This is a genomic window from Streptomyces sp. NPDC001744, assembly GCF_042892575.1.
Lineage (GTDB): Bacteria > Actinomycetota > Actinomycetes > Streptomycetales > Streptomycetaceae > Streptomyces.
This window is the reverse complement of the sequence record NZ_JBIAUG010000001.1, coordinates 249,656-273,653: the sequence shown is the minus strand read 5'-3', so window position 1 is coordinate 273,653 and position 23,998 is coordinate 249,656. Positions and strand designations below refer to the sequence as shown.

The window sequence follows — 23,998 nt, the reverse complement described above, 5'->3', positions numbered from 1 at the left end:
AACGGGCGTTTTCCGGAACTAAAGCAAGCACGCTTGATTGTTTCTGGTGTCGCTGCCATGCTCCTCGGCGAAGGCCCGTGACCGTGACCGCCCGTCCCCCGAGGGGAGCGCACCGTGTCCGACCCCGTCGTCGTCCTCGACGACCTGCGCGACGAGAGCGAAGAACTCGACCGTCTCGTGGCGGAGTTGAGTCAGGAGCAGTGGGGTGTCCCCACTCCCGCCCCCGGCTGGACGATCGCCCACCAGATCGCGCACCTCGCCTGGACCGACCGCGCCGCCCTCCTCGCCGCCACCGACGCCGAGGCGTTCGCGGCCGAGACGGAGAAGGCGATCGCCGCTCCCGAGCGCTTCGTGGACGAGGGTGCGGAGGAGGGCGCGAAGCTGCCGCCCGCCGACCTCCTCGCCCGCTGGCGCGAGGGCCGCGAACGGCTCCAGGAGGCCCTGCGCGCGGTCCCGCCCGGTGCGCGTTTCCCCTGGTACGGCCCGCCGATGAGCGCCCCCGCCATGGCCACCGCCCGGCTGATGGAGACCTGGGCGCACGGCCAGGACGTCGCCGACGCCCTCGGTGTCGTCCGGCCGCCGACCGCCCGCCTCCGGCACGTCGCCTGGATCGGGCACCGCGCCCGCGACTACGCGTACCTCGTCCGGGGCGAGCGGCCCCCGGCCGAACCCTTCCGGGTCGAACTCGTCGCTCCGGACGGCGAGTCGTGGACGTACGGACCCGAGGACGCCGCTCAGAAGGTCACCGGCACCGCCCTCGACTTCTGCCTCCTCGTCACCCAGCGCGTCCACCGCGACGACACCGCCCTCACCGCCCACGGCCCCGACGCCGCGCACTGGCTGACCATCGCCCAGGCGTTCGCGGGCCCGGCGGGCACGGGCCGGGAGGCCGGTGCCACCTCCGGACCCCCCGCCCCCGGAGCCCCCGACTCCGCCCCCGGCGCCCCCGCCCCCGCGACTCCCACCCCCGGGACGCCCTGATGGTCCTCCGCGTCGGCAACGCCTCCGGCTTCTACGGCGACCGGTTCGACGCCGTCCGCGAGATGCTCACCGGGGGAGAGCTGGACGTCCTGACCGGCGACTACCTCGCCGAGCTGACCATGCTCATCCTCGGCCGCGACCAGCTCAAGGACCCGGCCGCCGGGTACGCGAAGACCTTCCTGCGCCAGATGGAGGAGGGCCTCGGCCTCGCCCACGAGCGCGGGGTCCGGATCGTCACCAACGCGGGCGGCCTGAACCCCGCCGGGCTGGCCGGTGCCCTGCGCGCGCTCGCCGACCGGCTCGGCCTGCCCGTACGGGTCGCGCACGTCGAGGGCGACCGCCTGCCCGCCCGGGACGGCGCCCTCGCCGCCAACGCCTACCTCGGCGGCGCCGGCATCGCCGCCTGCCTGACGGCCGGGGCCGACGTCGTCGTCACCGGCCGGGTCACCGACGCCGCCCTCGTCACCGGACCCGCGCAGTGGCACTTCGGCTGGGGCCCGGAGGAGTACGACCGGCTCGCGGGCGCCGTCGTCGCCGGGCACGTCCTGGAGTGCGGCACCCAGGCCACCGGCGGCAACTACGCCTTCTTCCGCGAGCACGACCCGCGCCTCTTCCGCCGCCCCGGCTTCCCCGTCGCCGAACTCCACGAGGACGGCTCCTCCGTCATCACCAAGCACCCCGGCACCGGTGGCCTGGTCGACGTCGGCACGGTCACGGCCCAGCTCCTCTACGAGACGGCGGGCGCCCGGTACGCGGGGCCCGACGTGACCGCGCGCCTCGACACCGTACGGCTCACGCGGGAGGCCCCCGACCGGGTCAGGGTCGAGGGGGTCCGGGGCGAGGCCCCGCCGCCCACCCTCAAGGCCGGTCTCAGCCGGCTCGGCGGCTTCCGCAACGAGGTCGTCTTCGTCCTCACCGGCCTCGACGTCGAGGCCAAGGCCGCGCTCGTGCGGGACCAGATCGAGGACGCCCTCGCGCGGGGCGGGTCCCGCCCGGCCGAGGTGCGCTGGGAGCTGGCCCGCACCGACCGGCCCGACGCGGGTACCGAGGAGACCGCGAGCGCCCTGCTGCGGCTCGTCGTCCGCGACCCCGGCCCCGACGCCGTCGGCCGAGCCCTTACGGGCGCCGCCATCGAACTGGCCCTCGCCAGCTACCCCGGCTTCCACGTCACCGCCCCGCCCGGCAGGGGCGCCCCCTACGGGGTCTTCGAGACGGCGTACGTGGACGCCGCCGAGGTCCCGCACACGGCCGTGCTCCCCGACGGGACCCGGCAGGGGATTCCCGTACCGGCCCGCACCCGCGCCCTTGAACCCGTACCCGAGCCCGAGCTTCCGGAGCCACCGGCGGAGGGGCCCGTCCGTCGCGTCCCCCTCGGCCGGATCGCCGGGGCCCGCAGCGGCGACAAGGGCGGCGACGCCAACGTGGGCGTCTGGGTCCGTACGGACGAGGAGTGGCGCTGGCTCGTCCACGCCCTCACCGTCGACCGGTTCCGCGCGCTGCTGCCCGAGACGGCGGACCTGCCCGTCACCCGGCACGTCCTGCCGAACCTGAGGGCCCTCAACTTCACCGTCGCCGGAATCCTCGGCGAGGGCGTCGCCTCCCAGGCCCGCTTCGACCCCCAGGCCAAGGCCCTCGGCGAGTGGCTCCGCTCCCGCCACGTGGACGTACCGGAGGAGCTGCTGTGACCGGCGCCCGAGGCCCCCGGAAGCTTGTCACCGCCCGAGGCCCCCGGAACGCCCTCACCGCCCGGGGCCCCCACCGGGCCGTCACCGCAGGCTCCCGCCAGGCACCCCGAGAGGAATCCCCGTGACCGTCCTCGCCTCCGCCCTCGACACCGGCGGACCCGACTACGCGGACGCCCGCGCCGCCATGCTCGACAAGCTCGCCGCCCTCGACGCCGAGCACGCCAAGGCCCTCGCGGGCGGCGGCGAGAAGTACACGGCCCGGCACCGGAAGCGCGGCAAGATGCTCGCCCGGGAGCGGATCGAACTGCTCCTCGACCCCGACAGCCCGTTCCTGGAGCTGTCGCCGCTCGCCGCCTGGGGCAGCGACTACGCCGTAGGGGCCTCCCTGATCACCGGCATCGGGGTCATCGAGGGCGTCGAGTGCCTGGTCACCGCCAACGACCCGACCGTGCGCGGCGGAGCCTCCAACCCGTGGACGCTGAAGAAGGCCCTGCGCGCCAACGAGATCGCGTACGCCAACCGCCTCCCCGTCGTCTCGCTCGTCGAGTCCGGCGGCGCCGACCTCCCCTCCCAGAAGGAGATCTTCATCCCGGGCGGGGCGCTCTTCCGCGACCTCACCCGTCTCTCCGCCGCCGGCGTCCCCACGATCGCGGTCGTCTTCGGCAACTCGACGGCCGGCGGCGCGTACGTCCCCGGCATGTCCGACCACGCCGTGATGATCAGGGAGCGGTCCAAGGTCTTCCTCGGCGGGCCGCCGCTCGTGAAGATGGCGACGGGGGAGGAGAGCGACGACGAGTCGCTGGGCGGCGCCGAGATGCACGCCCGGACCTCCGGCCTCGCCGACCACTACGCCGTGGACGAGGCCGACGCCCTGGGCCAGGCCCGCCGGATCGTCGCCCGGCTCAACCACCGCAAGGCGCACGCCGATCCGGACCCGGCCTTCGTCGAGCCGCCCCGGTACGACGAGGACGAACTCCTCGGGATCGTCCCCGGCGACCTCAAGACCCCGTTCGACCCGCGCGAGGTGATCGCCCGGATCGTGGACGGCTCGGACTTCGACGAGTTCAAACCGCTGTACGGGCCGAGCCTGGTCACCGGCTGGGCGTCCCTGCACGGCTACCCGGTCGGCGTCCTCGCCAACGCGCGGGGCGTCCTGTTCGGCCCCGAGTCGCAGAAGGCCGCGCAGTTCATCCAGCTCGCCAACCAGCGGGACATCCCGCTCGTCTTCCTCCACAACACCACCGGCTACATGGTCGGCAAGGAGTACGAGCAGAGCGGCATCATCAAGCACGGCGCGATGATGATCAACGCCGTCTCGAACTCGAAGGTCCCGCACCTGTCGGTGCTGATGGGCGCGAGCTACGGCGCCGGGCACTACGGCATGTGCGGCCGGGCCTACGACCCCCGCTTCCTCTTCGCCTGGCCCAGCGCCAAGTCCGCCGTCATGGGCCCGCAGCAGCTCGCGGGCGTCCTGTCGATCGTCGCCCGCGCGTCGGCCGCCGCCAAGGGGCAGCCGTACGACGACGAGGCCGACGCCGGTCTGCGGGCGCTCGTGGAGGCGCAGATCGAGTCCGAGTCGCTGCCGATGTTCCTCTCCGGCCGCCTCTACGACGACGGGGTCATCGACCCCCGCGACACCCGCACGGTCCTCGGACTGTGCCTTTCCGCGATCCACACGGCACCGGTCGAGGGCGCGCGCGGCGGCTTCGGCGTCTTCCGGATGTGAGGCCCCAGATGAGCTCGACGACCACCTCCACGGGCGGGGCGTTCCGCCCGATCGGCTCCGTCCTCGTCGCGAACCGGGGCGAGATCGCCTGCCGGATCTTCCGCACCTGCCGCGACCTCGGCGTCTCCACCGTCGCCGTGTACTCCGACGCGGACGCCGGCGCCCTGCACGTACGGGAGGCCGACGCGGCGGTACGGCTGCCGGGGGCGGCGCCCTCGGAGACGTACCTGCGCGGCGACCTGATCGTGGCGGCGGCGCGCGCCGCGGGCGCGGACGCCGTCCACCCCGGCTACGGCTTCCTCTCCGAGAACGCCGACTTCGCACGGGCCGTGACGGACGCCGGCCTGGTCTGGATCGGCCCGCCCCCGGCGGCGATCGAGGCGATGGCGTCGAAGACCCGCGCCAAGGAACTCCTCGGCGTCGAGCCCCTGGACCCGGCCGGGGTGACGGAGGCCGACCTGCCGGTCCTGGTGAAGGCGGCGGCGGGCGGCGGCGGCCGGGGCATGCGGATCGTACGCGAACTGGCTTCTCTGTCCGGCGCGTTGCTCTCCGCCTCGGCGGAGGCGGAGAGCGCCTTCGGGGACGGCGAGGTCTTCGTCGAGCCGTACGTGGAGAACGGGCGCCACGTCGAGGTGCAGCTCCTCTGCGACGCCCACGGCACGGCCTGGGCGCTCGGCACCCGGGACTGCTCCCTCCAGCGCCGCCACCAGAAGGTGATCGAGGAGGCCCCGGCGCCCGGCCTGTCCGCCGCCCTGGAGGCATCCCTCCTGGACACGGCCGTCCGCGCCGCCAAGGCGGTCGGCTACGTCGGCGCGGGCACCGTCGAGTTCCTCGTCGCGGACGGCCGCGCGCACTTCCTGGAGATGAACACCCGCCTCCAGGTCGAACACCCGGTGACGGAGGAGGTGTACGGGATCGACCTCGTCGCCCTCCAACTCGCCGTCGCGCAGGGGGAGAAGCTGCCGCCGGAGCCCCCGGCCCCGCGCGGCCACGCGGTCGAGGCCCGCCTCTACGCGGAGGACCCGGCCCGCGACTGGGCCCCGCAGACGGGCGTCCTGCACCGCTTCGAGGTCCCGCGCGACGGCCGGGTCCGGCTCGACACCGGATACGTCTCGGGGGACCCGGTCGGCGTCCACTACGACCCGATGCTCGCCAAGGTGACCGTCCACGCGCCCACCCGCGCCGAGGCCGTCCGCAAGCTCGCCCACACCCTGGAGCGGACCCGCGTCCACGGCCCCGTCACCAACCGGGAACTCCTCGTCGCGTCCCTGCGCCACCCGGAGTACGCGACCGCCGACGGCCTCGACACCGGCTTCTACGGCCGGAACCTGCCCGCCCTCACCACCGCCCCCGCCGGCGAGGAGCACGCGGCCGTCGCCGCCGCCCTCGCCGCCGCGTCCGCCCGCCGGGGCCGCTTCGGCGGCGGCTGGCGGAACGTCCGCTCGCAGGACGAGACGCGGACGTACGGCGACCACGAGGTCCGCTACCGGCCGACGCGGGACGGCGGGTACGAGGTCACGGCACCGGAAGGGGTACGGGTCGTGTCGGCCGCGCCGGACCGGGTGAGCCTGGAGGTGTCCGGTGTGGTCAGGCACTTCGAGGTCGCGGCGTACGGGGACGGAACGGTCCACGCGGGCCCGCACCGCCTCGCCGCCCGCCCCCGCTTCACCGGCCCCGGAGAACAGGCCGCCCCCGGCTCCCTGCTCGCCCCCATGCCCGGCACCGTCGTCCGGATCGCGGACGGCCTGGCCGCCGGCGACCGGGTCGCCGCGGGACAGCCGCTCCTCTGGCTGGAGGCCATGAAGATGGAACACCGCGTCGTCGCCCCCGCCTCCGGCACGCTCACCGCGCTCCACGCCGCCCCCGGCCGTCAGGTCGAGGTCGGCGCCCTGCTCGCCGTCGTACAGACCGAAGCACAGGAGGACCAGTCCGCATGACCAGCATGATCGAGTCCGAAGAGCTGACCGCGCTCCGCACCGCCGTCTCCGCGCTCGGCCGCCGCCACGGCCCCGGCTTCGACCGGGCCACGCTGTGGGCGGAGGCCGGGAAGCTCGGCTACCTGGGCGTGAACCTTCCCGAGGAGTACGGCGGCGGGGGCGGCGGCATCACCGAGCTGTCGGTCGTCCTGGAGGAGGCGGGCGCGTCCGGCGCGCCGCTCCTGATGATGATCGTCTCGCCCGCGATCTGCGGCACGGTCATCTCCCGCTTCGGCACGGAGGAGCAGAAGCGGGCATGGCTGCCGGGGCTCGCCGACGGCACGAGGACGATGGCCTTCGGGATCACGGAGCCCGACGCCGGATCGAACTCGCACCGCATCACCACCACGGCGACCCGCACGGAGGACGGCTGGACCCTCAACGGCCGCAAGGTCTTCGTCTCGGGCGTGGACATCGCGGACGCGACCCTCATCGTGGGCCGCACGTCGGACGCCCGCACGGGCCGGCTGAAGCCGTGCCTCTTCATCGTCCCGCGCGACGCGCCCGGCTTCGGCCGCCGTCACATAGAGATGGAACTCGCCGCGAGCGAGAAGCAGTTCGAACTGACCCTGGACGACGTGCGGCTGCCCGCCGACGCCCTGGTGGGCGACGAGGACGCGGGCCTGCTCCAGCTCTTCGCGGGGCTCAACCCGGAGCGGATCATGACGGCGGCGTTCGCGATCGGCATGGGCCGGTACGCGCTCGCGCAGGCCGTGACGTACGCGAAGGAGCGCCAGGTCTGGAAGGACCCGATCGGCGCCCACCAGGCCGTCGCGCACCCGCTGGCGCAGGCGCACATCGAGCTGGAGCTGGCCCGCCTGATGATGGCGAAGGCGGCGCAGCTCTACGACGCGGGCGACGACCTCGGTGCGGGCGAGGCCGCGAACATGGCCAAGTACGCCGCCGCCGAGGCGTGCGTGAAGGCCGTCGACCAGGCGGTCCACACCCTCGGCGGCAACGGCCTGACCAAGGAGTTCGGCCTCGCCCGCCTGATCACGGCGGCCCGGGTGGCCCGGATCGCCCCCGTCAGCCGGGAGATGATCCTCAACTACGTGTCCCACCAGACGCTGGGGCTGCCGAAGTCGTACTGAGGCACCGGCGGTCGGCCCCCGGCGGTGTCACGCCGTTCGCACACCGTCTTCGAGGCGGCGTGCGAACGGCGTGCTTCCCGGGGCGCGTTGCCGCATCGGACGTACCGGTGCCGGTGGGCTCCTTCCGTACCCCTCCCCGGGCGACCGGTGCCCGCGTCCCACTTTTCGGCAAGCGGGAGTCCGAACGTGAACATCCTGTGTACGATCTCGGCACTTCGTACACGCGGAGTTCACGCTTCCCGGGAGAGACGTACGTGTACCCACCGCCGCACACCCAGCCGTACGTCCCCGTACCCCCGCCCCCGCCGCTCCGGCGCCGGTGGCAGCACCCCGCCCTGATCGTCGTCCTGCTGGTGATCTTCCCGCCCGCGGGCATCGCCCTCACCTGGACGACCTCCTGGAGGCGGGAGCAGAAGGTCGTGGTGACCGCCCTCTCCGGCCTGTGGTTCCTGCTGCCGTTCCTCGTCCCCTCCGAGGAGAAGCCGAAGGGCGACGCGAAGGCGGAGCGACCGGTGGCCGTGACCACCGCGTCCCCGAGCCCCACCCCCACTCCGACCCCGACGCCGACCCCTTCTCCGACGCCGTCGAAGACCGAGGTCCCGGCCATGCCCTCGCTCGTCGGAGGCCCTTACGCGGGTGCCGAACAGCTCCTCGCCGCCCACCGGGGACGTACCTACGCCGCGTACAAGGACGTGACCCTCCCGGCCGACCGCGCCGCCTGGCTCGTCTGCTTCCAGCGCCCGGACGCCGGTGCGCCGGTGTCGTCCATGGTGCCGGTGGTGTACCTGACGGAACCGGGCGTCCCGTGCCCGGCCTCGCCGAACGCGACGCTCCACGAGCCGACCCCGACCCCGCCTCCGAAGCCCCGGCCCACCCCCCAGGAGCCGACCGTCGCCCCGGAGCCGGTGCGCACCCGTGCCCCGGAGCCGGAACCGGAGCCCACCCGGGACGAGGACGCCTCCTCCGGCGGTGGCGGCAACGTCTCGTACGCCAACTGCGCGGCCGTCCGCGCGGCCGGTGCCGCGCCCATCCGCCGGGGCGACCCCGGTTACAGCAGTCGCCTCGACCGCGACGGGGACGGCGTGGCCTGCGAGAACTGACGCCGTCGGAGCCCGCACGGTGGACCGGCCCCGGGGCCCCGCACCCCGGGGCCGCCGGGGAGGAGCGGGCGCCCGCGCGCACGGTAAGTGACCCCGCCCCCCCCGACCCGGTGGGACGGAGGATTCGTTTCGGTACGGCCCCGCGCTCCGGTGCGGGGCCGTACCGGTTCCCGGGCCACGCCGCTCCCGGGCCACGCCGCTCCCGGGCCCGTGCCGCTCCTGGGCCCGTGCCGCTCCTGGGCCCGTGCCGCTCCTGGGCCCGTGCCGCTCCTGGGCCCGTGCCGCTCCTGGGCCCGTGCCGCTCCCGGGGACCCGCCGGGCCGGGCCTCCCGAAATCATGCATGCGTGCTTGATTGTTCTTCGGGGTACTGACAAGGTCGCCCCAAGTCGCCGCCCCACCCGCGATCCCCGTGCTCACCTTCCACCTCCCCAGGGGGACCACCATGGTGTTCCACAGCGCGTACGAGGACGTTCCGGCCGTCTCGCTCCCCATCCACGACGCGGTCCTCGGCCGCGCCGCCCAGTACGGCGACACCCCGGCCCTCGTCGACGGGAGCGGCGGCGAGGGCGCGCTCACCCTCACGTACGCCCAGGTCGACGCCTTCCACCGGCGCGTCGCCGCCGGGCTCGCCGAAGCGGGGGTCCGCAAGGGCGACGTGCTCGCGCTGCACAGCCCCAACACCGTGCTCTTCCCCGTCGCCTTCTACGCCGCCACCCGCGCCGGGGCGGCCGTCACCACGGTCCACCCGCTCGCCACCCCCGAGGAGTTCGCCAAGCAGCTCCGCGACTCCTCCGCCCGCTGGATCGTCACCGTCTCGCCCCTGCTCCCCACCGCCCGCGCGGCGGCCGAACTCGCGGGCGGCGTACAGGAGATCCTCCTCTGCGACCAGCCGCCGGCGGGGGACGCGACCCGCTCGCTCCAGGCGTTCCTCGGCTCCACCGGGCCCGTCCCCGAGGTCGCGATCGACCCCGACGAGGACGTCGCGGCCCTCCCGTACTCCTCCGGCACCACCGGCGCCCCCAAGGGGGTGATGCTCACGCACGCCTCGATCGCCACCAACCTCGCCCAACTCGAACCCTTCATCCCGATGGGCCCCGGCGACCGGATTCTGGCGGTACTTCCCTTCTTCCACATCTACGGCCTCACGGCGCTGATGAACGCGCCCCTCCGCCAGGGCGCCACCGTCGTCGTCCAGCCCCGCTTCGAACTGGACGCCTTCCTCCGCGCCATCCAGGAGCACCGCGTCAACGGCCTGTACGTGGCCCCGCCGATCGTGCTCGCCCTCGCCAAGCACCCGACCGTCGCCGACTACGACCTGTCCTCCCTGGAGTACGTCGTCAGCGCCGCCGCCCCGCTCGACGCCGCCCTCGCCGAGGCGTGCTCGAAGCGGCTCGGCCTGCCGCCGGTCCGCCAGGCGTACGGCATGACCGAGCTGTCCCCCGGCACCCACGTCGTCCCGCTCGACGCCGTATCGCCCCCGCCCGGCACCGTCGGCAGGCTGCTGCCCTCCACCGAGATGCGCGTCCTCTCCCTGGACGACCCCGCGCGGGACGCCGCACCCGGCGAGGAGGGCGAGATCGCCATCCGGGGGCCGCAGGTCATGAAGGGCTACCTCGGCCGGCCCGACGCCACCGCCGCCATGATCGACGCCGACGGCTGGGTCCACACCGGGGACGTCGGCCGCGTGGACGAGGCCGGCTGGCTCTTCGTCGTGGACCGGGTGAAGGAACTCATCAAGTACAAGGGCTTCCAGGTCGCCCCCGCCGAACTGGAGGCGGTGCTCCTCACCCACGACGGCATCGCCGACGCCGCCGTCATCGGCGTCACCGACGCCGACGGCACCGAGATCCCCAAGGCGTTCGTCGTCCGCCGGCCCTCCGCGCCCGGCCTCACCGCCGAGGAGGTCGTCGCACACGTCGCCGCGCGCGTCTCCCCGTACAAGAAGGTCCGCGCCGTGGAGTTCATCGAGACCGTACCCCGGGCAGCGTCCGGGAAGATCCTCCGAAGGGAACTGAGGGACCGCACATGACCACACGCGTGACCACGACCGGGGAACGGGGCATCACCACCCTCACCCTGGACTCGCCCGCCACCCGCAACGCCCTCTCCGCGCCCCTCGTCGCCGAACTCTCCGACGCGCTCGCCGCCTGCGGCAAGGACCCGGCCGTACGGGCCGTCGTCCTCGCCCACTCCGGCACCACCTTCAGCGCGGGCGCGGACCTGAAGGCGCCCCCCAGCCCGTACGACTTCGTCGCCCTGCTCCGGCAGATCGTGGAGCTGCCCAAGCCCGTCGTCGGCCACGTCACCGGCCACGCGCGCGCGGGCGGCCTCGGCCTGCTCGGCGCCTGTGACGTGGTGGTGGCGGGGAAGGACGCGGACTTCGCCCTCACGGAGGTGCGGATCGGGGTCGCGCCCGCCGTCGTCTCCCTCACCCTCCTCCCGAAGCTGGAACCGCGCGCGGCGGCCCGGTACTACCTGACGGGGGAGCGGTTCGGCGTCCCCGAGGCGATCGCCATGGGCCTGGTGACGGCGGGGGACGACGCCCTCGACGGCATCCTCGACGCCCTGCGCGCGGCCTCCCCGCAGGGCCTGCGCGAGTCGAAACTGCTGGTCACCGCTAGAGTCCTGGAGACCTTCGAACGCGACGCGGAGGACCTGGTGCGCAGGTCGGCCACGCTCTTCGTCTCCGCCGAGGCGCGCGAAGGGATGACGGCCTTCCTCGAACGACGGGACCCTCCATGGCGGCTCTGACCGCGCCCAAGCAGGACAGGAGCCGCGCCACCCGGCAGCGGCTCCTGGAAGCCGCCGTGTCCTGCCTGGCCGAGCACGGCTGGGCGGGTTCGACGGTCTCGGTCGTCGCGGAACGGGCGGGCGTCTCCCGGGGCGCCGCCCAGCACCACTTCCCCACCCGCGAGGACCTCTTCACGGCCGCCGTCGAGTACGTCGCCGAGGAACGCTCCCACGCCCTGCGGGCGCTCCCCGCCGGCGACCGGGGCGCGGCCGTCGCCGCCCTCGTCGACCTCTACACCGGCCCCCTCTTCCGCGCGGCCCTCCACCTCTGGGTCGCCGCCACCGGCGAGGACCAGCTCCGCGCCCGCGTCACCGAGCTGGAGGCCCGCGTCGGCCGCGAGGCGCACCGCATCGCCGTCGAGGTGCTGGACGCCGACGAGTCGGTCCCCGGCGTCCGCGAGACCGTCCAGGGCCTCCTGGACATGGCCCGGGGCCTGGGCCTCGCGACCCTCCTCACGGACGACCGCGCCCGCCGGGAACGGGTGGTGGCCCAGTGGGCGCGGCTGCTGGACGAGGCGCTGGGCGGCTGAGACCACCGCCCGAGGGGCCGGACTCCCGGCCCTCCGGCCCTTCGGCTTTCCGGCCCCCGGCCCCTCGGCCTTCCGGCTCCCCGGCTCTCCGGCCCCCGGCCCCTCGGCCTTCCGGCTCCCCGGCTCTCCGGAATCAGACCCCGGCTCCCCGGCCCCGACGCTCCGGAACCAGACCCCCGGGATCAGCCCCCGGATCAAACCCCCGGGATCTCCCGGGCGCGGAAGGCGGCCCGCACGGCGTCTGCCGCGCCCTTCCCGTACATCCGCTCCGCCGTCGCGACCGTCGTCCGCGCCGCCGCCTCGAAGCTGGTGTCGGGCGCGAAGCCGAACTGCGCGTTCACGATGATCCGGTCGGCGGTGCGGGCGCCGAGCGCCCGCCGGACGTCGAAGAGGGCCCGGGACCAGATCTCCCCGTCGGCGTGGACCTCCCCCTCCCGGTCCGCGTACGTCTTCGTGCCGTCGAGACGGCGCAGGCAGTGCGGCGCCGCGCTGTACCCGGTGGAGTCCCAGTCGCCGACGCACGCCGGGTCGGCCTTCATCGGCCAGCCGTACTTCTGGATCGCGTGCGTGCCGACGGCCACGGCCAGGTAGTCGCCGAACGCCTCGCCGATGGCGCCGGACTCCGGGGTGGAGCCGAAGCCGGGGACCTGCGCGTGGTGCACGGCGTGGCCGTACTCGTGGACGACGACCTCGGCGTCCTCGGCGTCGTCCACCCCGCCCTTGCCGAAGCGGATCTCGGCCTTCTTGTCGGTGAAGAAGGAGTTGTCGGCGCCCCACTGGTTGAGCCGGACCGGCTGCACGCGGTCGTTGGCCCCGGGCAGCTCGGTGCCGAAGCCGAGGCCCTGGAGGTACTCCTGCGCCTCGTTGATCCAGAAGTACGCCATGACCTGCTCGAACCGGTCGTCGGAGCGGTCGTACGAGGCGGCGCCGGCGGCCTTCGCGGGCGCGCCGGTCTCGGACCGCACGCTCACCCACTTCCCGGACAGGGCGCCGCTCGCGTCGAGGTTGCGGAGGGGCGCGAGGGCGTACGCGGAGGCGGGGACGTCGCCCGCCGCGTCCTTGTGGTCGGTGAGGGTCTGGTCGCCGGTGGACTGGACGGGGTTCACCATGAAGACGCGCGCCTGGAGCGGGGTGGCGGCGGTGGCACCGGTGGTGGGCAGCAGGGCTGCGGCGGCCAGGGCGACGGCGACGGCGGCCGCCGGTCCGCGGGGCGTGCGGCGGTTCATGGACATCCTCCTGCGGGGGACTGCTGCGACGGGACGTTCGTCATGCACTCGACATGCGAGGCGGTGATCCTCGCGCACCGCCCGCCGTCCTGAACAGATCTCCGCGCCCCCGTTCCGCTGTGACGCGGACCACACGCGACGGCCGCCCGTCGCAGTACCCTGTCCCCATGCCTCCGCTCGTACGCCGCCGCCACGTGGACTTCGTCCGCGTCACGAGCATGAGCTGTCGGCGCTCCGCCTGACCTTCCGGGGTGCCGCTCCACGCCCCGGGGTCCCGCCACCGAGCCCCCAGCAGACCGGCACCCGAGGCCCCCGCCCCACCCCCGGCGGCCGCCCCGGGCACCCGTAGACCCCGTGGACACCTCATGAACAGCTCGTACTCCTCGCAGCTCCCCGTCGTGGATCTCTCCGCCGCCGACCGCGGCCCGCAGGCCCGGAGGCTGCTCCACGCCCAACTCCACTCCGCCGCCCACGACGTGGGCTTCTTCCAGCTCGTCGGGCACGGCGTGACCGAGGCCGAGACGCGGGCCCTCACCTCCGCCGTACGCGCCTTCTTCGCGCTGCCCGAGGCCGACCGGCTCGCCCTCGACATCAACGGATCGCCGCACTTCCGCGGCTACACCCGCGTCGGCGACGAACGCACCCGGGGCGCCCGCGACTGGCGCGAGCAGCTCGACATCGGTGCCGAGCGCCCCGCGCGCGCCCCCGCGCCCTGGGAGGCCCCGTACCGGTGGCTCGAAGGGCCCAACCAGTGGCCCGGGGCCCTGCCGGAGCTGCGCACCGCCGCCCTGCGCTGGATCGACCGCCTCGGCGGCGTCGCCGAGCGCCTGCTCCACGAACTGCTCGCCTCCATCGGCGCGCCCCTGGACTTCTACGACGACGCCTTCGGCCCGGACGCCCACCCGCAGCTCAAGCTGGTGCGCTACCCGGGCGGAGGGAACGACGAGGGCGACGGACAGGGCGTCGGCGCCCACAAGGACTACGGCTTCCTCACCCTGCTGCTCCAGGACCGGGTGGGCGGGCTCCAGGTCCAGCGCGAGGACGGGGAGTTCCACGACGTGCCGCCGCTGCCCGGCGCCTTCGTCGTCAACCTGGGCGAGCTGCTCGAAGTGGCCACCAACGGCTACCTGATCGCCACCAACCACCGCGTGGTCTCGCCGCCCGGGGCGACCGAACGGTTCTCCGTGCCGTTCTTCTACAACCCGCGTCTCGACGCCCGCATCGCCCCGCTGGACTTCCCGTACGCCTCCACCGCCCCCGGCGTCACGACCGACCCGGCGAACCCGCTGTTCGCGGAATACGGACAGAACGCCCTGAAGGGGAAGCTCCGCGCCCACCCGACGGTGGCGGCCCGCCACCACGCGGAGCTCCTGTCGCGCTCCGGAGGTCAGCCGGTGATGTCGGCGTAACCCTCGATGTCGCGCGGGTCCCGCCGGCCGGGACCCGTGTAGCGGGCCGAGGGACGGACCAGGCGGCCGGTGCGCTTCTGCTCCAGGATGTGCGCCGACCAGCCCGCCGTACGGGCACAGCTGAACATCGACGTGAACATGTGCGCCGGGACCTCCGCGAAGTCCAGGACGATGGCCGCCCAGAACTCGACGTTCGTCGCGAGGACGCGGTCCGGACGCCGGTTGTGCAGCTCCTCCAGGGCGGCCTTCTCCAGGGCCTCCGCGACCTCGAAGCGCGGCGCGGCCAGCTCCTTCGCGGTACGGCGGAGCACGCGCGCGCGGGGGTCCTCGGCGCGGTAGACGCGGTGGCCGAAGCCCATCAGGCGCTCGCCCTTGTCGAGGGCCTGCTTGACGTACGCCGTGGCGTCGCCCGTCCGCTCGATCTCCTCGATCATGCCGAGGACGCGGGAGGGCGCGCCGCCGTGCAGCGGGCCGGACATGGCGCCGACCGCGCCGGAGAGCGCGGCGGCCACGTCGGCGCCGGTGGAGGCGATGACGCGGGCGGTGAACGTGGAGGCGTTCATGCCGTGCTCGGCGGCCGAGGTCCAGTACGCGTCGACGGCCTTGACGTGCTTCGGGTCGGGCTCGCCGCGCCAGCGGATCATGAACCGCTCCACGATCGACTGCGCCTTGTCGATCTCGCTCTGCGGGACCATGGGCAGGCCCTGGCCGCGCGCGGACTGCGCGACGTAGGAGAGGGCCATGACGGCGGCGCGGGCGAGGTCGTCGCGGGCCTGCTCGGGCGAGATGTCGAGGAGCGGTTTGAGGCCCCAGACGGGGGCGAGCATGGCGAGCGCGGACTGCACGTCGACGCGGATGTCGCCGGAGTGGACCGGGATCGGGAACGGCTCGGCGGCGGGCAGGCCGGGGTTGAAGGCGCCGTCGACGAGCAGCCCCCACACGTTGCCGAACGAGACGTGGCCGACGAGGTCCTCGATGTCGACGCCTCGGTAGCGGAGCGCGCCGCCCTCCTTGTCGGGTTCGGCGATCTCCGTCTCGAACGCGACGACTCCCTCGAGTCCGGGTACGAAGTCGGACATCAGGCGGCTCCTCAATCGATGATCGATCAACCGAGTTGGTCGATGGCGGAAATCAACAGTCGTCCAGCCGAAGAGTCTGTCCGGTTCCCACGATGCGGGGAAGCGTGACGTCCGGCACACTCCACCGATCCGCCGGGAGAGGATTGGAACCCTCCCGAGCGGGGCAGACTGGGCCACTGACGCAGAATGGGCCCGTGACCGACGCCGTGCCCGATCCCGCGACCGTGACTCCCGATTCCGTGACCGTGACCCCCGACCTCGCGTCCGACGCCCCGGACCCCGCGACCGCGACGCCCGATCCCGGTTCCGCGGCCGGCCCCGCCTCCGCGAGCGCCTCCGCGACCGGCGCCCCGGACCCCGCCGCCATGCGCGAGCAGTACCGCACCGTGGAGCTTTCCGCGGCCGACCTCGCGCCCGGCCCGGTCGAGCAGTTCGCCCGCTGGTTCAAGGAGGCCGTGGAGAGCCCGGCGGTCCACGAGCCGAACGCGATGGTCGTCTCCACCGCGACCCCCGACGGCCGCCCGTCCTCCCGGACGGTCCTGCTGAAGCAGTACGACGGGTCCGGCTTCGTCTTCTTCACCAACTACGACTCCCGCAAGGGCCGGGAGCTGGCGGCCAATCCGTACGTCTCGCTGCTCTTCCCCTGGCACCCGATGGCCCGCCAGATCGTCGTCACGGGTCGCGCGGTCCGCGTCGGGCGCGACGAGACGGCCGCGTACTTCCGCACCCGCCCGCACGGCTCGCAGCTCGGCGCCTGGGCCAGCCCCCAGTCCTCGGTGATCGGCTCCCGCGCCGAACTGCTCGCCCGCTACGAGGAACTGGCCGCCCGCCACCCGGAGGGCGAGCGGGTCCCGGTCCCGCCGCACTGGGGCGGCGTCAGGGTCGTCCCCGACACGGTCGAGTTCTGGCAGGGCCACGAGAACCGCCTCCACGACCGCCTGCGCTACGTCCGCGAGGACGACGACACGTGGCGGGTGGAGCGCCTGGCCCCGTAGGGGAGGCGCGGGGGCCCGGAAGCTCCGTAGGGGCCCGGAAACGCGGACGACCCGTGAGCCTTGGTCCCGTCCGCCTAGGTTCGGACAGGAGCCGGCCGGACTGACCGGCGACTCACGGGTCGGGTGACTGCGTTGGTGTGCGGCAGGGAGCCTGCCGGGGTGCACAGAGTGCGACGGCAGGCGTCAGCCCGCAGTCACCTCGCTGGTCCGGTAAGAAATCACTTCCGGATCACCTCCTTTCATGCGTGACTCCTACGGTACGAACTCCGCCCGGGGTGCTCAACCGATTTATTCGGCGGCTTCTTTCCCCGTGGTTCCGGGTTCGCGCCGCCAGGCGTACGCGAACCCGTCGGCCTTCTGGAGCAGGCGCAGGTTCTCGTACGAGACGTTGAACCGGCCGAGCGGTGTGGTGACGCCGTGCCGCCCCGTACTGCGGACCGAGACGCGACCGGTATGGACACCTGCCCACCGGCCCTTCGGGACGGCGGCCCGCACGAGGTCTCCGCTCGCGAAACCCCGGTGGCGCTTCTGCCGGGGGCGCAGCAGACGCGGGAAGCCGTGGCGGTCGGGGGTGGTGCGGGCGTAGGAGCCCCGGCCGGTGGCCGTGAAGACGTACGCGCGGTCCGGGTGGCGGACCACGGCGTCACCGGCGCCGGGGCCCAGCGGCCCCACCAAGAGGGCGTCGAGCGTGTGGGTCTTCGGCAGGACCATGGCGGTGCGGTTGGCCGAGGTCAGGGTCCCCGGCCAGGTAAGCACCGGCAGGCCCGTGCCGGTGAGCAGCGCGGTGAACTGTGCCCGCGTCGTGTTCATGGCGGCCGCGTCGCCCAGGAAGGGCCGTAGCCCGCCGAGGACGCGGGCCAGGACCTCGGGTCGGCCGGCCAGGAACTCTTCGACGGGGCGAGCTGCTTTGGCCTGGTTGCAGGGGACGCAGGCGGGGAGGAGGTTGGCGGGCCGGTCGGTGCCGCCTCGGGCCCGCGCCCGGATGTGGTCGACGGTCAGCGGGACACCGGCGGCACCGCAGTACGCGCACCTCTTGTCCGGGCGGTTACGGCGGAGATCGCCGGCCGTGCGCGTCGCTTTGCTCAGGGCGGGGATGTCGAAGTGGTTCTCCTCGACGTGGATCTCGACGACGGGAGCGCAACGGCGGAGTCGGGCGACGGTCGAGCCGACCGAATCGACCCGGTGCCGCAGCGACGGGGCGAGCCAATCGGGCCGACGGGCCCGGTTGGCGAAGCGGGGAGGGCGGTACCGGAGGGCGGACCGGCGTCTGCGCCGGTATCCGGCGCGGCGCGTCATCGCCCGGTGAATCTGAGGCCCCCGGTGCCGGAGTTCGACGGCCACGAGGCCCCGGCGAACCGTGACGGTACGACCGTCCGGCGCTGTCTGCCGCCGTGTCTCGGTGAGGGCGAGTCCGGTGCCCCGGGAGCCGGGATCGATCCGCAGTTCGACGCCGGTGACCTCGGCGTCGGCGCGCAGGCGGTCCTTCAGCCGGATGGTGAAGGGAGTGTGCCGCGCCACTGCGGCCCGCCCCCGGGCCAGCAGGGCGCGGGCACGCGCGGGATGGCACGGCATGAGGGGCAACCCGTCCCGGGAGAGGACGAAGACGCGGTGACTGCCGCTCCTGACGCATGCCGGTGGGGTCTGTGTCCGTGGGGCGTCACCGCCCCTGTTCTCTGCCTGTTCGGCGTGACGCCGGCGAGCCCGGGTGCCGGGCTCACCGGGCTCCCCTCGCCCATGTTCCCGACCGGTTTCCCGCGCGGACGCGAGAGGTCCGCGAGCCGTTTCGTCCCTGCTCCCAGGGGTGTCTGCACTCGCGGATTCCAGAGCAGGCTGCTGAGGAAGCACAGCCTGGTGGGTCTTCCGGCCTGCCGGGAACGTAGTCATCGAAGGCACCCGCTTCCGATCCGACGATCATGATGACTGGGGCTGGTCACTCCGATTCCACGGGGGAGTCCGGCATGCGCCGGGGAGCGAGTGACCTCACGAGTCCGTGTGATCAGGTTAGGGACGGATCTCTGCCGGGCTGTCTCCGGGAAGAGTCGGAGTGATGTGGGCCACTCTTCTTCGGAGTGCCCGGGCGAGGTCCTCCGGGCCCGCCTCCGTCCGTTTCCGGGAGGGGCACTTCGGCCGAAGCCGGTGTGTCCCGCGTCACGTTCCAGTTGAATGGACACAAGAGGGGAGAGTGCCGGGTGAGTGCTTTCACGGGGTCCGCGAGCGGCACCGCTTCCGTCTCCGGGGCCGGGGCCGATCTGCTGGCCGCGCTGCTCGACGGGATGGACGCGGCGCTCTGCGCCTTCGACGCCGACGGGACGGTCACCCACTGGAACCGGGAGGCCGAGCGGATGCTCGGCTGGTCCGCCGGGGAGGCGGTCGGGCGGCACGGGTTCGGGGGGTGGGCGGCGCGCAGCGCGGACGCCGCGGAGACCCTCGGGCGCCTGATGGACACCATGAAGGGGACCGGGCGGCAGGTCCACGAGTTCGTCCTGCTCCGCAAGGACGGCGGGCGGGTGCTGGTGCGCAGCCAGGCGGCCGGGGTGCGCGGCGCGGACGGCGCGCCCGCCGGGGTGTACTGCGCGTTCAGCGAGGTCCACGTCCAGCTCGACCTGGAGCGTTCGGTCGCCCTGAGCGAGGCCCTGTTCGACGACGCCTCCTGGGGGGTCGTCCTGGTCGACGCCGATCTGCGCCCCGCCCTGGTCAACGCCCACGCGGCCCGTGCCTTCGGGGCCGGGCGCGCGACCCTGCTCGGGCGCCCGCTGGGCGAGGTCGTCGCGCACGGGGCCGAGGAGCTGGAGGCCGCGTTCCAGCACGTCCTGGCCGAGGGCGCGGCGCCCGCGTCCGCCGGGACGTGCGAGGTGTGGGTGACGCTGCGGACGCCCTCGGGGGAGCGGCGGCGGTGCTGGCGCAGCGGTTTCCTGCCCCTGTCCTCGCCGATGGCGGAGGCGGGGGCGGCGGCGCCGCTGGGCGTGGCCTGGCTGTTCCAGGACGTGACGGAGGAGCGGCTCGCGACGCGGGAGGCGGACCGGTTGCGGTTCCGGTGGAGCCAGCTGCACCGGGCGGGCGCGGCGGCGGCCGAGTGCGAGGACCCGGCGGAGGCGGCGGCGGTCCTGCTCGAATTCGCCCTGGCCGGGTTCGCGGACCACGCCCTGGTCGACCGGGTGCTGGGCGACCGGCGCCTGACCCGCGCCCTGGCCGTCCCGGCCACCGCCCCGGGGCCCGCTTCCCCGCCCGTGGGCGGCGGCATTCCGCTGCGGTACGGGCCGAGGCACCCGGCGTTCCAGGCGTGGGACCGCACGGGCGCGGTCCGGACGAGCGCCGGCCGTACCGCCGAGGTGTGGGCGGAGGCCCACCAGTGGCCGGGCGACGCGGCCCACGCCCTCTGCGTGGTCCTGCGCTCCCGGGGCCGGACCCTGGGCGTCCTCACCTTCCTGCGCGCCGCCTGCCGGCCGGCCTTCGAGCGGGAGGACGTGGTCTTCGCGGAGTCGGTGGCGACGGGGGTGGCGTCGGCCCTGGACCTCCGGGGCGCGGCCTGAGGACGGGCGGTACCGGCCGGGGTCCGCCGCGCCACGGGACGGGTCACCGCGGCCTCACGGGGAAGAGGCCCCCCATGAAACCGATGGACGAAGTGCCGGGCAGGAGCGTGCGGGGCGAGCGGCTGCGGCGGTACGGCGTGACCGCGGTGGCCGTGGCGGCGGCGGCCGCCGCCGGTGCCGCCGCCGTCGATCCGGACACCGCCTGGTACCGGGCGCTGCGCAAGCCCGCGTGGCAGCCGCCGCCGTGGACGTTCGGGGCGGTGTGGACGCCGCTGTACGCCTCCCTCGCGGTCGCCGGCGGGCACGCGCTGGGCCGGACGCGCGGACGCGAGCGGCGGCGGCTCGCCACGGGCCTGGGGGCGAACCTGGTCCTGAACGCCGGCTGGAACTGGCTGTTCTTCCGCCTGCGCAGCCCACGGGCCGCGCTGGCCGGAACGGCCCTGCTCGACCTCTCCAACGCCGACCTGATCCGCCGTACCGCCCGCGCCGACCCGGGGGCCGCCCGCGCCCTGGCGCCGTACGCCGCCTGGTGCGCCTTCGCCACCGCGCTCAACGCGTCCCTCGTCCGCCGCAACCCGTGACGGCGCCGGGCCCCGGGCGGGCGCACCGCCCCGGCGGGCCCCGGCGTCGGAGGCGGGTCCGGTCAGTGCCGGTAGAAGATCCGGTCCCCGTACTCCGTCATCACGCGCCCGTTCCACTCGTGGCCCCCGTCCACGTTCCCGGAGCGCAGCAGCGGCGGCTCGATGCCGCGCCGGACCAGCTCCTCGGCGGCGGCGGCCATCGTGGCCTGCATCAGGGCGCTGGTGACGACGGTGGACGCGGGCGCGAAGGGGGCTTCGATGCCGTCGTGGGCCAGCTCCGCGTCCCCGACCGCGATCCGGGAGTCGAGGACGACGTCGCAGTGGTCCTTGAGGTACGACCCCGACACGTGGCGGGACTTCGTCTCCGTCGCGTACGCCACCGACGTGACGCCGATGACGGTGAGGCCGAGCGCGCGGGCGTTCATCGCCATCTCGACGGGCAGCGCGTTGCGCCCGGAGAGGGAGATGATGATCAGGACGTCCCCGGGCCCGACGGGGGAGGAGTCGAGGACGGCGCCCGCGAGGCCGTCGACCCGCTCCAGGGCGGAGCCCAGCGTGGCCGGCATGACGTCCACGCCGACGGTGCCCGGTACGGCGAGCAGGTTCATGAGCGCCAGGCCGCCGGCCCGGTAGACGACGTCCTGCGCGGCGAGGGAGGAATGGCCCGCGCCGAACGCGAAGAGCCGGTTGCCGTTCGCGACGGCCTCCGCGATCGCGGCCCCGGCGGCGGCGATCTCGGCGGAGTCCCCGTCGCGCACCTCCTGGAGCAGGCCGATCGCGGCGTCGAAGAACTGTCCGGCCAGCTTGCTCTCGCCCATCGCGGCGGCTCCTTCTCGTCGTGGTCGCCGATCACGGTGCGGTCTGGACCATTGGTCTGTCAATACCGCCGTACCCGGCGCGGTCCGGTTGTCGGTCCGATGCGTCAGAATTGGGGCAGGGCCAGCGCACGACTCATCGAGAGGCACGTATGTCCGGACTGATCGACACAACGGAGATGTATCTCCGCACCATCCTCGAGCTCGAGGAGGAAGGTGTGGTCCCCATGCGTGCCCGGATCGCCGAGCGGCTCGACCAGAGCGGCCCCACGGTGAGCCAGACGGTGGCCAGGATGGAGCGCGACGGCCTGGTGGCCGTGGCGAGCGACCGCCACCTGGAGCTGACGGACGAGGGCCGCCGCCTCGCCACCCGCGTCATGCGCAAGCACCGGCTCGCGGAGTGCCTGCTCGTGGACGTGATCGGCCTGGAGTGGGAGCAGGTCCACGCCGAGGCGTGCCGCTGGGAGCACGTCATGAGCGAGGCCGTGGAGCGGCGGGTCCTGGAGCTGCTGCGGCACCCGACCGAGTCCCCGTACGGGAACCCGATCCCGGGCCTGGAGGAGCTGGGGGAGAAGGCGGAGGCGGAGGCGTTCCTGGACGACTCCATGGTGTCCCTCGCGGACCTGGACGCGAGCGGGGGCAAGACGGTGGTCGTGCGCCGGATCGGCGAGCCGATCCAGACGGACGCCCAGCTGATGTACACGCTGCGGCGGGCGGGCGTGCAGCCCGGTTCCGTGGTCTCGGTGACCGAGTCCCCGGGCGGTGTCCTGGTGGGCAGCAGCGGCGAGGCCGCCGAGCTGGGCGCGGAGGTCGCGGCGCACGTGTTCGTCGCGAAGCGCTAGGCCGCGGCGAGCGGCGAGCGGTACGGAGCCGTGTGAGGGGCGTCCCGCCGACCGGCGGGGCGCCCCTCTTCCCGGTTTCGGGGACAACGGCCCTCGTGCGTCCCGGTTTACGCCGGAATGGCCCCGCGCGTGCCCTTGCCGTGCCACGCTGGGCGGAGCGGCGGGAAACCGGAAAGCCGGGCAGCCGGGCAGCCGGGCAACCGGAAAGGGGTGGGGCCGTGCGGCGGACGCGTTCCGTGGTCCGCCCGCCCACCGCTCCGGCGGGCGGGCGGAGCCGGACGACAGAAGGCCCCGGCGCCTTCCGGCGCCGGGGCCTGTCCTCCCCGGTGTCGACCTGGAGCCCCGAGCTCTCAAGGTCGTTCCCGTCGGACCGTTTTTCCCCGAGCGGTCCGCCTCCCGCTCAAGATCTCCCCTCGGCGGCGGGCGTCAACCCTTGAAGGCTGTCACTCGAACGAGGGGTGTTGGGTGGCAGAAGAGTGTTTTCGAATGCGCGTTCGATATCGTGGTGGGGTTCGACGGAAAGAGGGGGGTGCCGGGGACATGGCGCGACGACTCGACGTCACCGGGGCCGACGGCGTCCGGCTGACGGCCTGGGACCACACGGCCGGACCCGCGGACCGGGCCGGGAAGCGGAACCGGAACCGGGACCGGGGCCGGAGCCGGGGGCGGAACCAGGAGCACGCCCCCGCCTCCGCTCCCGCCGTGCTCCTCCTCCACGGCCTGATGGGCCACGCGGCCCACTGGGCGGGCGCCGCGAGCCGCCTCACCGGCGGGCACCGGATCGTCGCCCTCGACCAGCGCGGGCACGGCGCCGGCGAGAAGCCCGCCGACGGCCCCTTCACGCGCGAGGCGTACGTGGCGGACGCGGCCGCCGTGGTCGAGCGGCTGGGCCTCGGCCCCGTCACCCTGGTCGGACACTCCATGGGCGCCCTGACGGCCTGGCAGCTCGCCGCCGACCGCCCGGACCTCGTCCGCGCCCTCGTCATCTGCGACATGCGGGCCTCGGCGCTCGGGGCGGCCTCGCAGCGGGCCTGGCAGGACTGGTTCCGGAGCTGGCCCGTGCCCTTCCCGTCCCTGGACGCCGCACGCCGCTGGTTCGGCGACGAGGACCCCTGGGTGGAGACCCCGAACCCGGCCCGGGGCGCCTTCTTCGCCGAGGTGATGGCCGAGCACGCGGACGGCTGGCGGCCGGTCTTCGACCCGGAACAGATGCTGGCCTCCCGCGCGACCTGGGTGTACGACGCCCACTGGGACTCGCTCGCCCGGGTCCGCTGCCCGACCCTCGTCGTCCGGGGCCTGGACGGCGAACTGGGCCGCGCCGAGGCCCAGGAGATGGTCCGGGTCCTCCCGCACGGGCAGTACGCGGAGGTCCCCGACGCCGGCCACCTCCTCCACTACGAGCACCCGGACGCGTGGTGCGAGGCCGTGGAACCGTTCCTGAACGGGGTCCTGACCCCGTAGCCCCGCACCGCCGGCGACTCCGCACCGCACGGCCCGGGGCACCGCCCCCGTCCGCGAGGCCGCCGGGTTCGTCCCCCGCCTCGGTCCGGGCGGCATCGCCGGGGTGCCGCCCCGCTGTGACCCGCCCCGGGCGATCCGCATGCGGTCGAACAGAGAGGGGAATAGCCCAGGTACGTACGT

19 protein-coding genes are annotated in these 23,998 nt (G+C 74.3%); 15 read left to right on the top strand and 4 right to left on the bottom strand.

Features of this window, described 5'->3' with window-relative positions:
• Nucleotides 1-114 precede the first annotated feature (114 nt).
• From ACFYZY_RS01385 to ACFYZY_RS01345, 9 genes are all read left to right on the top strand, one after another.
• On the top strand, nt 115-981 hold the full coding sequence (locus tag ACFYZY_RS01385) for a TIGR03084 family metal-binding protein (RefSeq protein ID WP_388688422.1): 867 nt from the start codon (nt 115-117) through the stop codon (nt 979-981).
• Nucleotides 981-2,666: an acyclic terpene utilization AtuA family protein gene (locus tag ACFYZY_RS01380; RefSeq protein ID WP_388688419.1), complete on the top strand. Its 1,686-nt coding sequence runs from the start codon at nt 981-983 to the stop codon at nt 2,664-2,666. The genes ACFYZY_RS01385 and ACFYZY_RS01380 overlap by 1 nt, the downstream gene beginning before the upstream one ends.
• A 121-nt stretch (nt 2,667-2,787) precedes the next feature.
• Entirely contained in the window at nt 2,788-4,392 is a 1,605-nt protein-coding gene (locus ACFYZY_RS01375; protein ID WP_388688417.1) for an acyl-CoA carboxylase subunit beta, read from the top strand.
• An 8-nt stretch (nt 4,393-4,400) separates the two neighbouring features.
• Nucleotides 4,401-6,329, top strand: a complete 1,929-nt coding sequence (locus ACFYZY_RS01370; protein WP_388688415.1) for a biotin carboxylase N-terminal domain-containing protein — start codon at nt 4,401-4,403, stop codon at nt 6,327-6,329.
• Complete coding sequence (locus ACFYZY_RS01365; RefSeq protein ID WP_388688413.1) at nt 6,326-7,459, top strand: acyl-CoA dehydrogenase family protein; 1,134 nt, start codon at nt 6,326-6,328, stop codon at nt 7,457-7,459. Before ACFYZY_RS01370 ends, ACFYZY_RS01365 begins: the two co-directional genes overlap by 4 nt.
• Nucleotides 7,460-7,713: 254 nt before the next feature.
• The gene (locus ACFYZY_RS01360) at nt 7,714-8,559 is read left to right on the top strand and encodes an excalibur calcium-binding domain-containing protein (protein WP_388688410.1); all 846 of its coding nucleotides are present in this window, start codon (nt 7,714-7,716) and stop codon (nt 8,557-8,559) included.
• Between the two features lie 443 nt (nt 8,560-9,002).
• Nucleotides 9,003-10,589, top strand: a complete 1,587-nt coding sequence (locus tag ACFYZY_RS01355) for a 4-coumarate--CoA ligase family protein (protein ID WP_388688408.1) — start codon at nt 9,003-9,005, stop codon at nt 10,587-10,589.
• Complete coding sequence (locus tag ACFYZY_RS01350; RefSeq protein ID WP_388688405.1) at nt 10,586-11,311, top strand: enoyl-CoA hydratase family protein; 726 nt, start codon at nt 10,586-10,588, stop codon at nt 11,309-11,311. Before ACFYZY_RS01355 ends, ACFYZY_RS01350 begins: the two co-directional genes overlap by 4 nt.
• Nucleotides 11,299-11,880 (top strand): TetR/AcrR family transcriptional regulator, encoded by a 582-nt coding sequence (locus ACFYZY_RS01345; RefSeq protein ID WP_388688402.1) that lies wholly within the window; start codon nt 11,299-11,301, stop codon nt 11,878-11,880. The genes ACFYZY_RS01350 and ACFYZY_RS01345 overlap by 13 nt, the downstream gene beginning before the upstream one ends.
• 194 nt (nt 11,881-12,074) lie before the next feature.
• Here the strand turns inward: ACFYZY_RS01345 and ACFYZY_RS01340 are convergent, their stop codons facing one another.
• A complete protein-coding gene (locus tag ACFYZY_RS01340) occupies nt 12,075-13,106 on the bottom strand; it encodes a M4 family metallopeptidase (RefSeq protein WP_388688400.1) in 1,032 nt (343 codons plus the stop codon).
• Nucleotides 13,107-13,471: 365 nt separating this feature from the next.
• Between ACFYZY_RS01340 and ACFYZY_RS01335 the strand changes: the two genes are divergently transcribed.
• Nucleotides 13,472-14,515, top strand: a complete 1,044-nt coding sequence (locus tag ACFYZY_RS01335) for an isopenicillin N synthase family dioxygenase (RefSeq protein WP_388688397.1) — start codon at nt 13,472-13,474, stop codon at nt 14,513-14,515.
• Here ACFYZY_RS01335 and ACFYZY_RS01330 read toward each other — a convergent pair.
• Entirely contained in the window at nt 14,494-15,594 is a 1,101-nt protein-coding gene (locus tag ACFYZY_RS01330) for a citrate synthase 2 (protein WP_388688395.1), read from the bottom strand. The genes ACFYZY_RS01335 and ACFYZY_RS01330 overlap by 22 nt on opposite strands.
• Nucleotides 15,595-15,959: 365 nt before the next feature.
• Between ACFYZY_RS01330 and pdxH the strand changes: the two genes are divergently transcribed.
• Nucleotides 15,960-16,589, top strand: coding sequence for a pyridoxamine 5'-phosphate oxidase (pdxH, locus tag ACFYZY_RS01325; protein WP_388688783.1), 630 nt, complete (start codon nt 15,960-15,962; stop codon nt 16,587-16,589).
• A 288-nt stretch (nt 16,590-16,877) separates the two neighbouring features.
• On the opposite strand, the gene iscB is transcribed toward pdxH, so the two are convergent.
• Nucleotides 16,878-18,473 (bottom strand): RNA-guided endonuclease IscB, encoded by a 1,596-nt coding sequence (iscB, locus tag ACFYZY_RS01320; RefSeq protein ID WP_388688392.1) that lies wholly within the window; start codon nt 18,471-18,473, stop codon nt 16,878-16,880.
• A gap of 305 nt (nt 18,474-18,778) precedes the next feature.
• Here iscB and ACFYZY_RS01315 point away from each other — a divergent pair, with 305 nt between their 5' ends.
• Entirely contained in the window at nt 18,779-20,119 is a 1,341-nt protein-coding gene (locus tag ACFYZY_RS01315) for a PAS domain-containing protein (protein ID WP_388688390.1), read from the top strand.
• 74 nt (nt 20,120-20,193) lie between these two features.
• On the top strand, nt 20,194-20,700 hold the full coding sequence (locus ACFYZY_RS01310) for a TspO/MBR family protein (protein ID WP_388688387.1): 507 nt from the start codon (nt 20,194-20,196) through the stop codon (nt 20,698-20,700).
• A 62-nt stretch (nt 20,701-20,762) separates the two neighbouring features.
• Here ACFYZY_RS01310 and ACFYZY_RS01305 read toward each other — a convergent pair whose 3' ends face one another.
• A complete protein-coding gene (locus tag ACFYZY_RS01305) occupies nt 20,763-21,518 on the bottom strand; it encodes an SIS domain-containing protein (protein ID WP_388688384.1) in 756 nt (251 codons plus the stop codon).
• Nucleotides 21,519-21,667: 149 nt separating this feature from the next.
• On the opposite strand from ACFYZY_RS01305, the gene ACFYZY_RS01300 reads away from it, so the two are divergent.
• Nucleotides 21,668-22,357 carry a metal-dependent transcriptional regulator gene (locus tag ACFYZY_RS01300; protein WP_388688382.1) on the top strand — a complete coding sequence of 230 codons (690 nt, stop codon included), beginning with the start codon at nt 21,668-21,670 and terminating at the stop codon, nt 22,355-22,357.
• A 540-nt stretch (nt 22,358-22,897) separates the two neighbouring features.
• Nucleotides 22,898-23,818, top strand: a complete 921-nt coding sequence (locus tag ACFYZY_RS01295) for an alpha/beta fold hydrolase (protein ID WP_388688379.1) — start codon at nt 22,898-22,900, stop codon at nt 23,816-23,818.
• Nucleotides 23,819-23,998 lie beyond the last annotated feature (180 nt).

What these genes read in the sequence shown, in the direction of transcription:
- ACFYZY_RS01380 (WP_388688419.1), top strand. Translation starts at nt 981, where the DNA reads ATGGTCCTCCGCGTCGGCAACGCCTCCGGCTTCTACGGCGACCGGTTC.
- ACFYZY_RS01370 (WP_388688415.1), top strand. Translation starts at nt 4,401, where the DNA reads ATGAGCTCGACGACCACCTCCACGGGCGGGGCGTTCCGCCCGATCGGC.
- ACFYZY_RS01365 (WP_388688413.1), top strand. Translation starts at nt 6,326, where the DNA reads ATGACCAGCATGATCGAGTCCGAAGAGCTGACCGCGCTCCGCACCGCC.
- ACFYZY_RS01355 (WP_388688408.1), top strand. Translation starts at nt 9,003, where the DNA reads ATGGTGTTCCACAGCGCGTACGAGGACGTTCCGGCCGTCTCGCTCCCC.
- ACFYZY_RS01350 (WP_388688405.1), top strand. Translation starts at nt 10,586, where the DNA reads ATGACCACACGCGTGACCACGACCGGGGAACGGGGCATCACCACCCTC.
- ACFYZY_RS01345 (WP_388688402.1), top strand. Translation starts at nt 11,299, where the DNA reads ATGGCGGCTCTGACCGCGCCCAAGCAGGACAGGAGCCGCGCCACCCGG.
- ACFYZY_RS01340 (WP_388688400.1), bottom strand. Translation starts at nt 13,106, where the DNA reads ATGAACCGCCGCACGCCCCGCGGACCGGCGGCCGCCGTCGCCGTCGCC.
- ACFYZY_RS01335 (WP_388688397.1), top strand. Translation starts at nt 13,472, where the DNA reads ATGAACAGCTCGTACTCCTCGCAGCTCCCCGTCGTGGATCTCTCCGCC.
- ACFYZY_RS01330 (WP_388688395.1), bottom strand. Translation starts at nt 15,594, where the DNA reads ATGTCCGACTTCGTACCCGGACTCGAGGGAGTCGTCGCGTTCGAGACG.
- pdxH (WP_388688783.1), top strand. Translation starts at nt 15,960, where the DNA reads ATGCGCGAGCAGTACCGCACCGTGGAGCTTTCCGCGGCCGACCTCGCG.
- iscB (WP_388688392.1), bottom strand. Translation starts at nt 18,473, where the DNA reads ATGACTACGTTCCCGGCAGGCCGGAAGACCCACCAGGCTGTGCTTCCT.
- ACFYZY_RS01310 (WP_388688387.1), top strand. Translation starts at nt 20,194, where the DNA reads ATGAAACCGATGGACGAAGTGCCGGGCAGGAGCGTGCGGGGCGAGCGG.
- ACFYZY_RS01305 (WP_388688384.1), bottom strand. Translation starts at nt 21,518, where the DNA reads ATGGGCGAGAGCAAGCTGGCCGGACAGTTCTTCGACGCCGCGATCGGC.
- ACFYZY_RS01300 (WP_388688382.1), top strand. Translation starts at nt 21,668, where the DNA reads ATGTCCGGACTGATCGACACAACGGAGATGTATCTCCGCACCATCCTC.
- ACFYZY_RS01295 (WP_388688379.1), top strand. Translation starts at nt 22,898, where the DNA reads ATGGCGCGACGACTCGACGTCACCGGGGCCGACGGCGTCCGGCTGACG.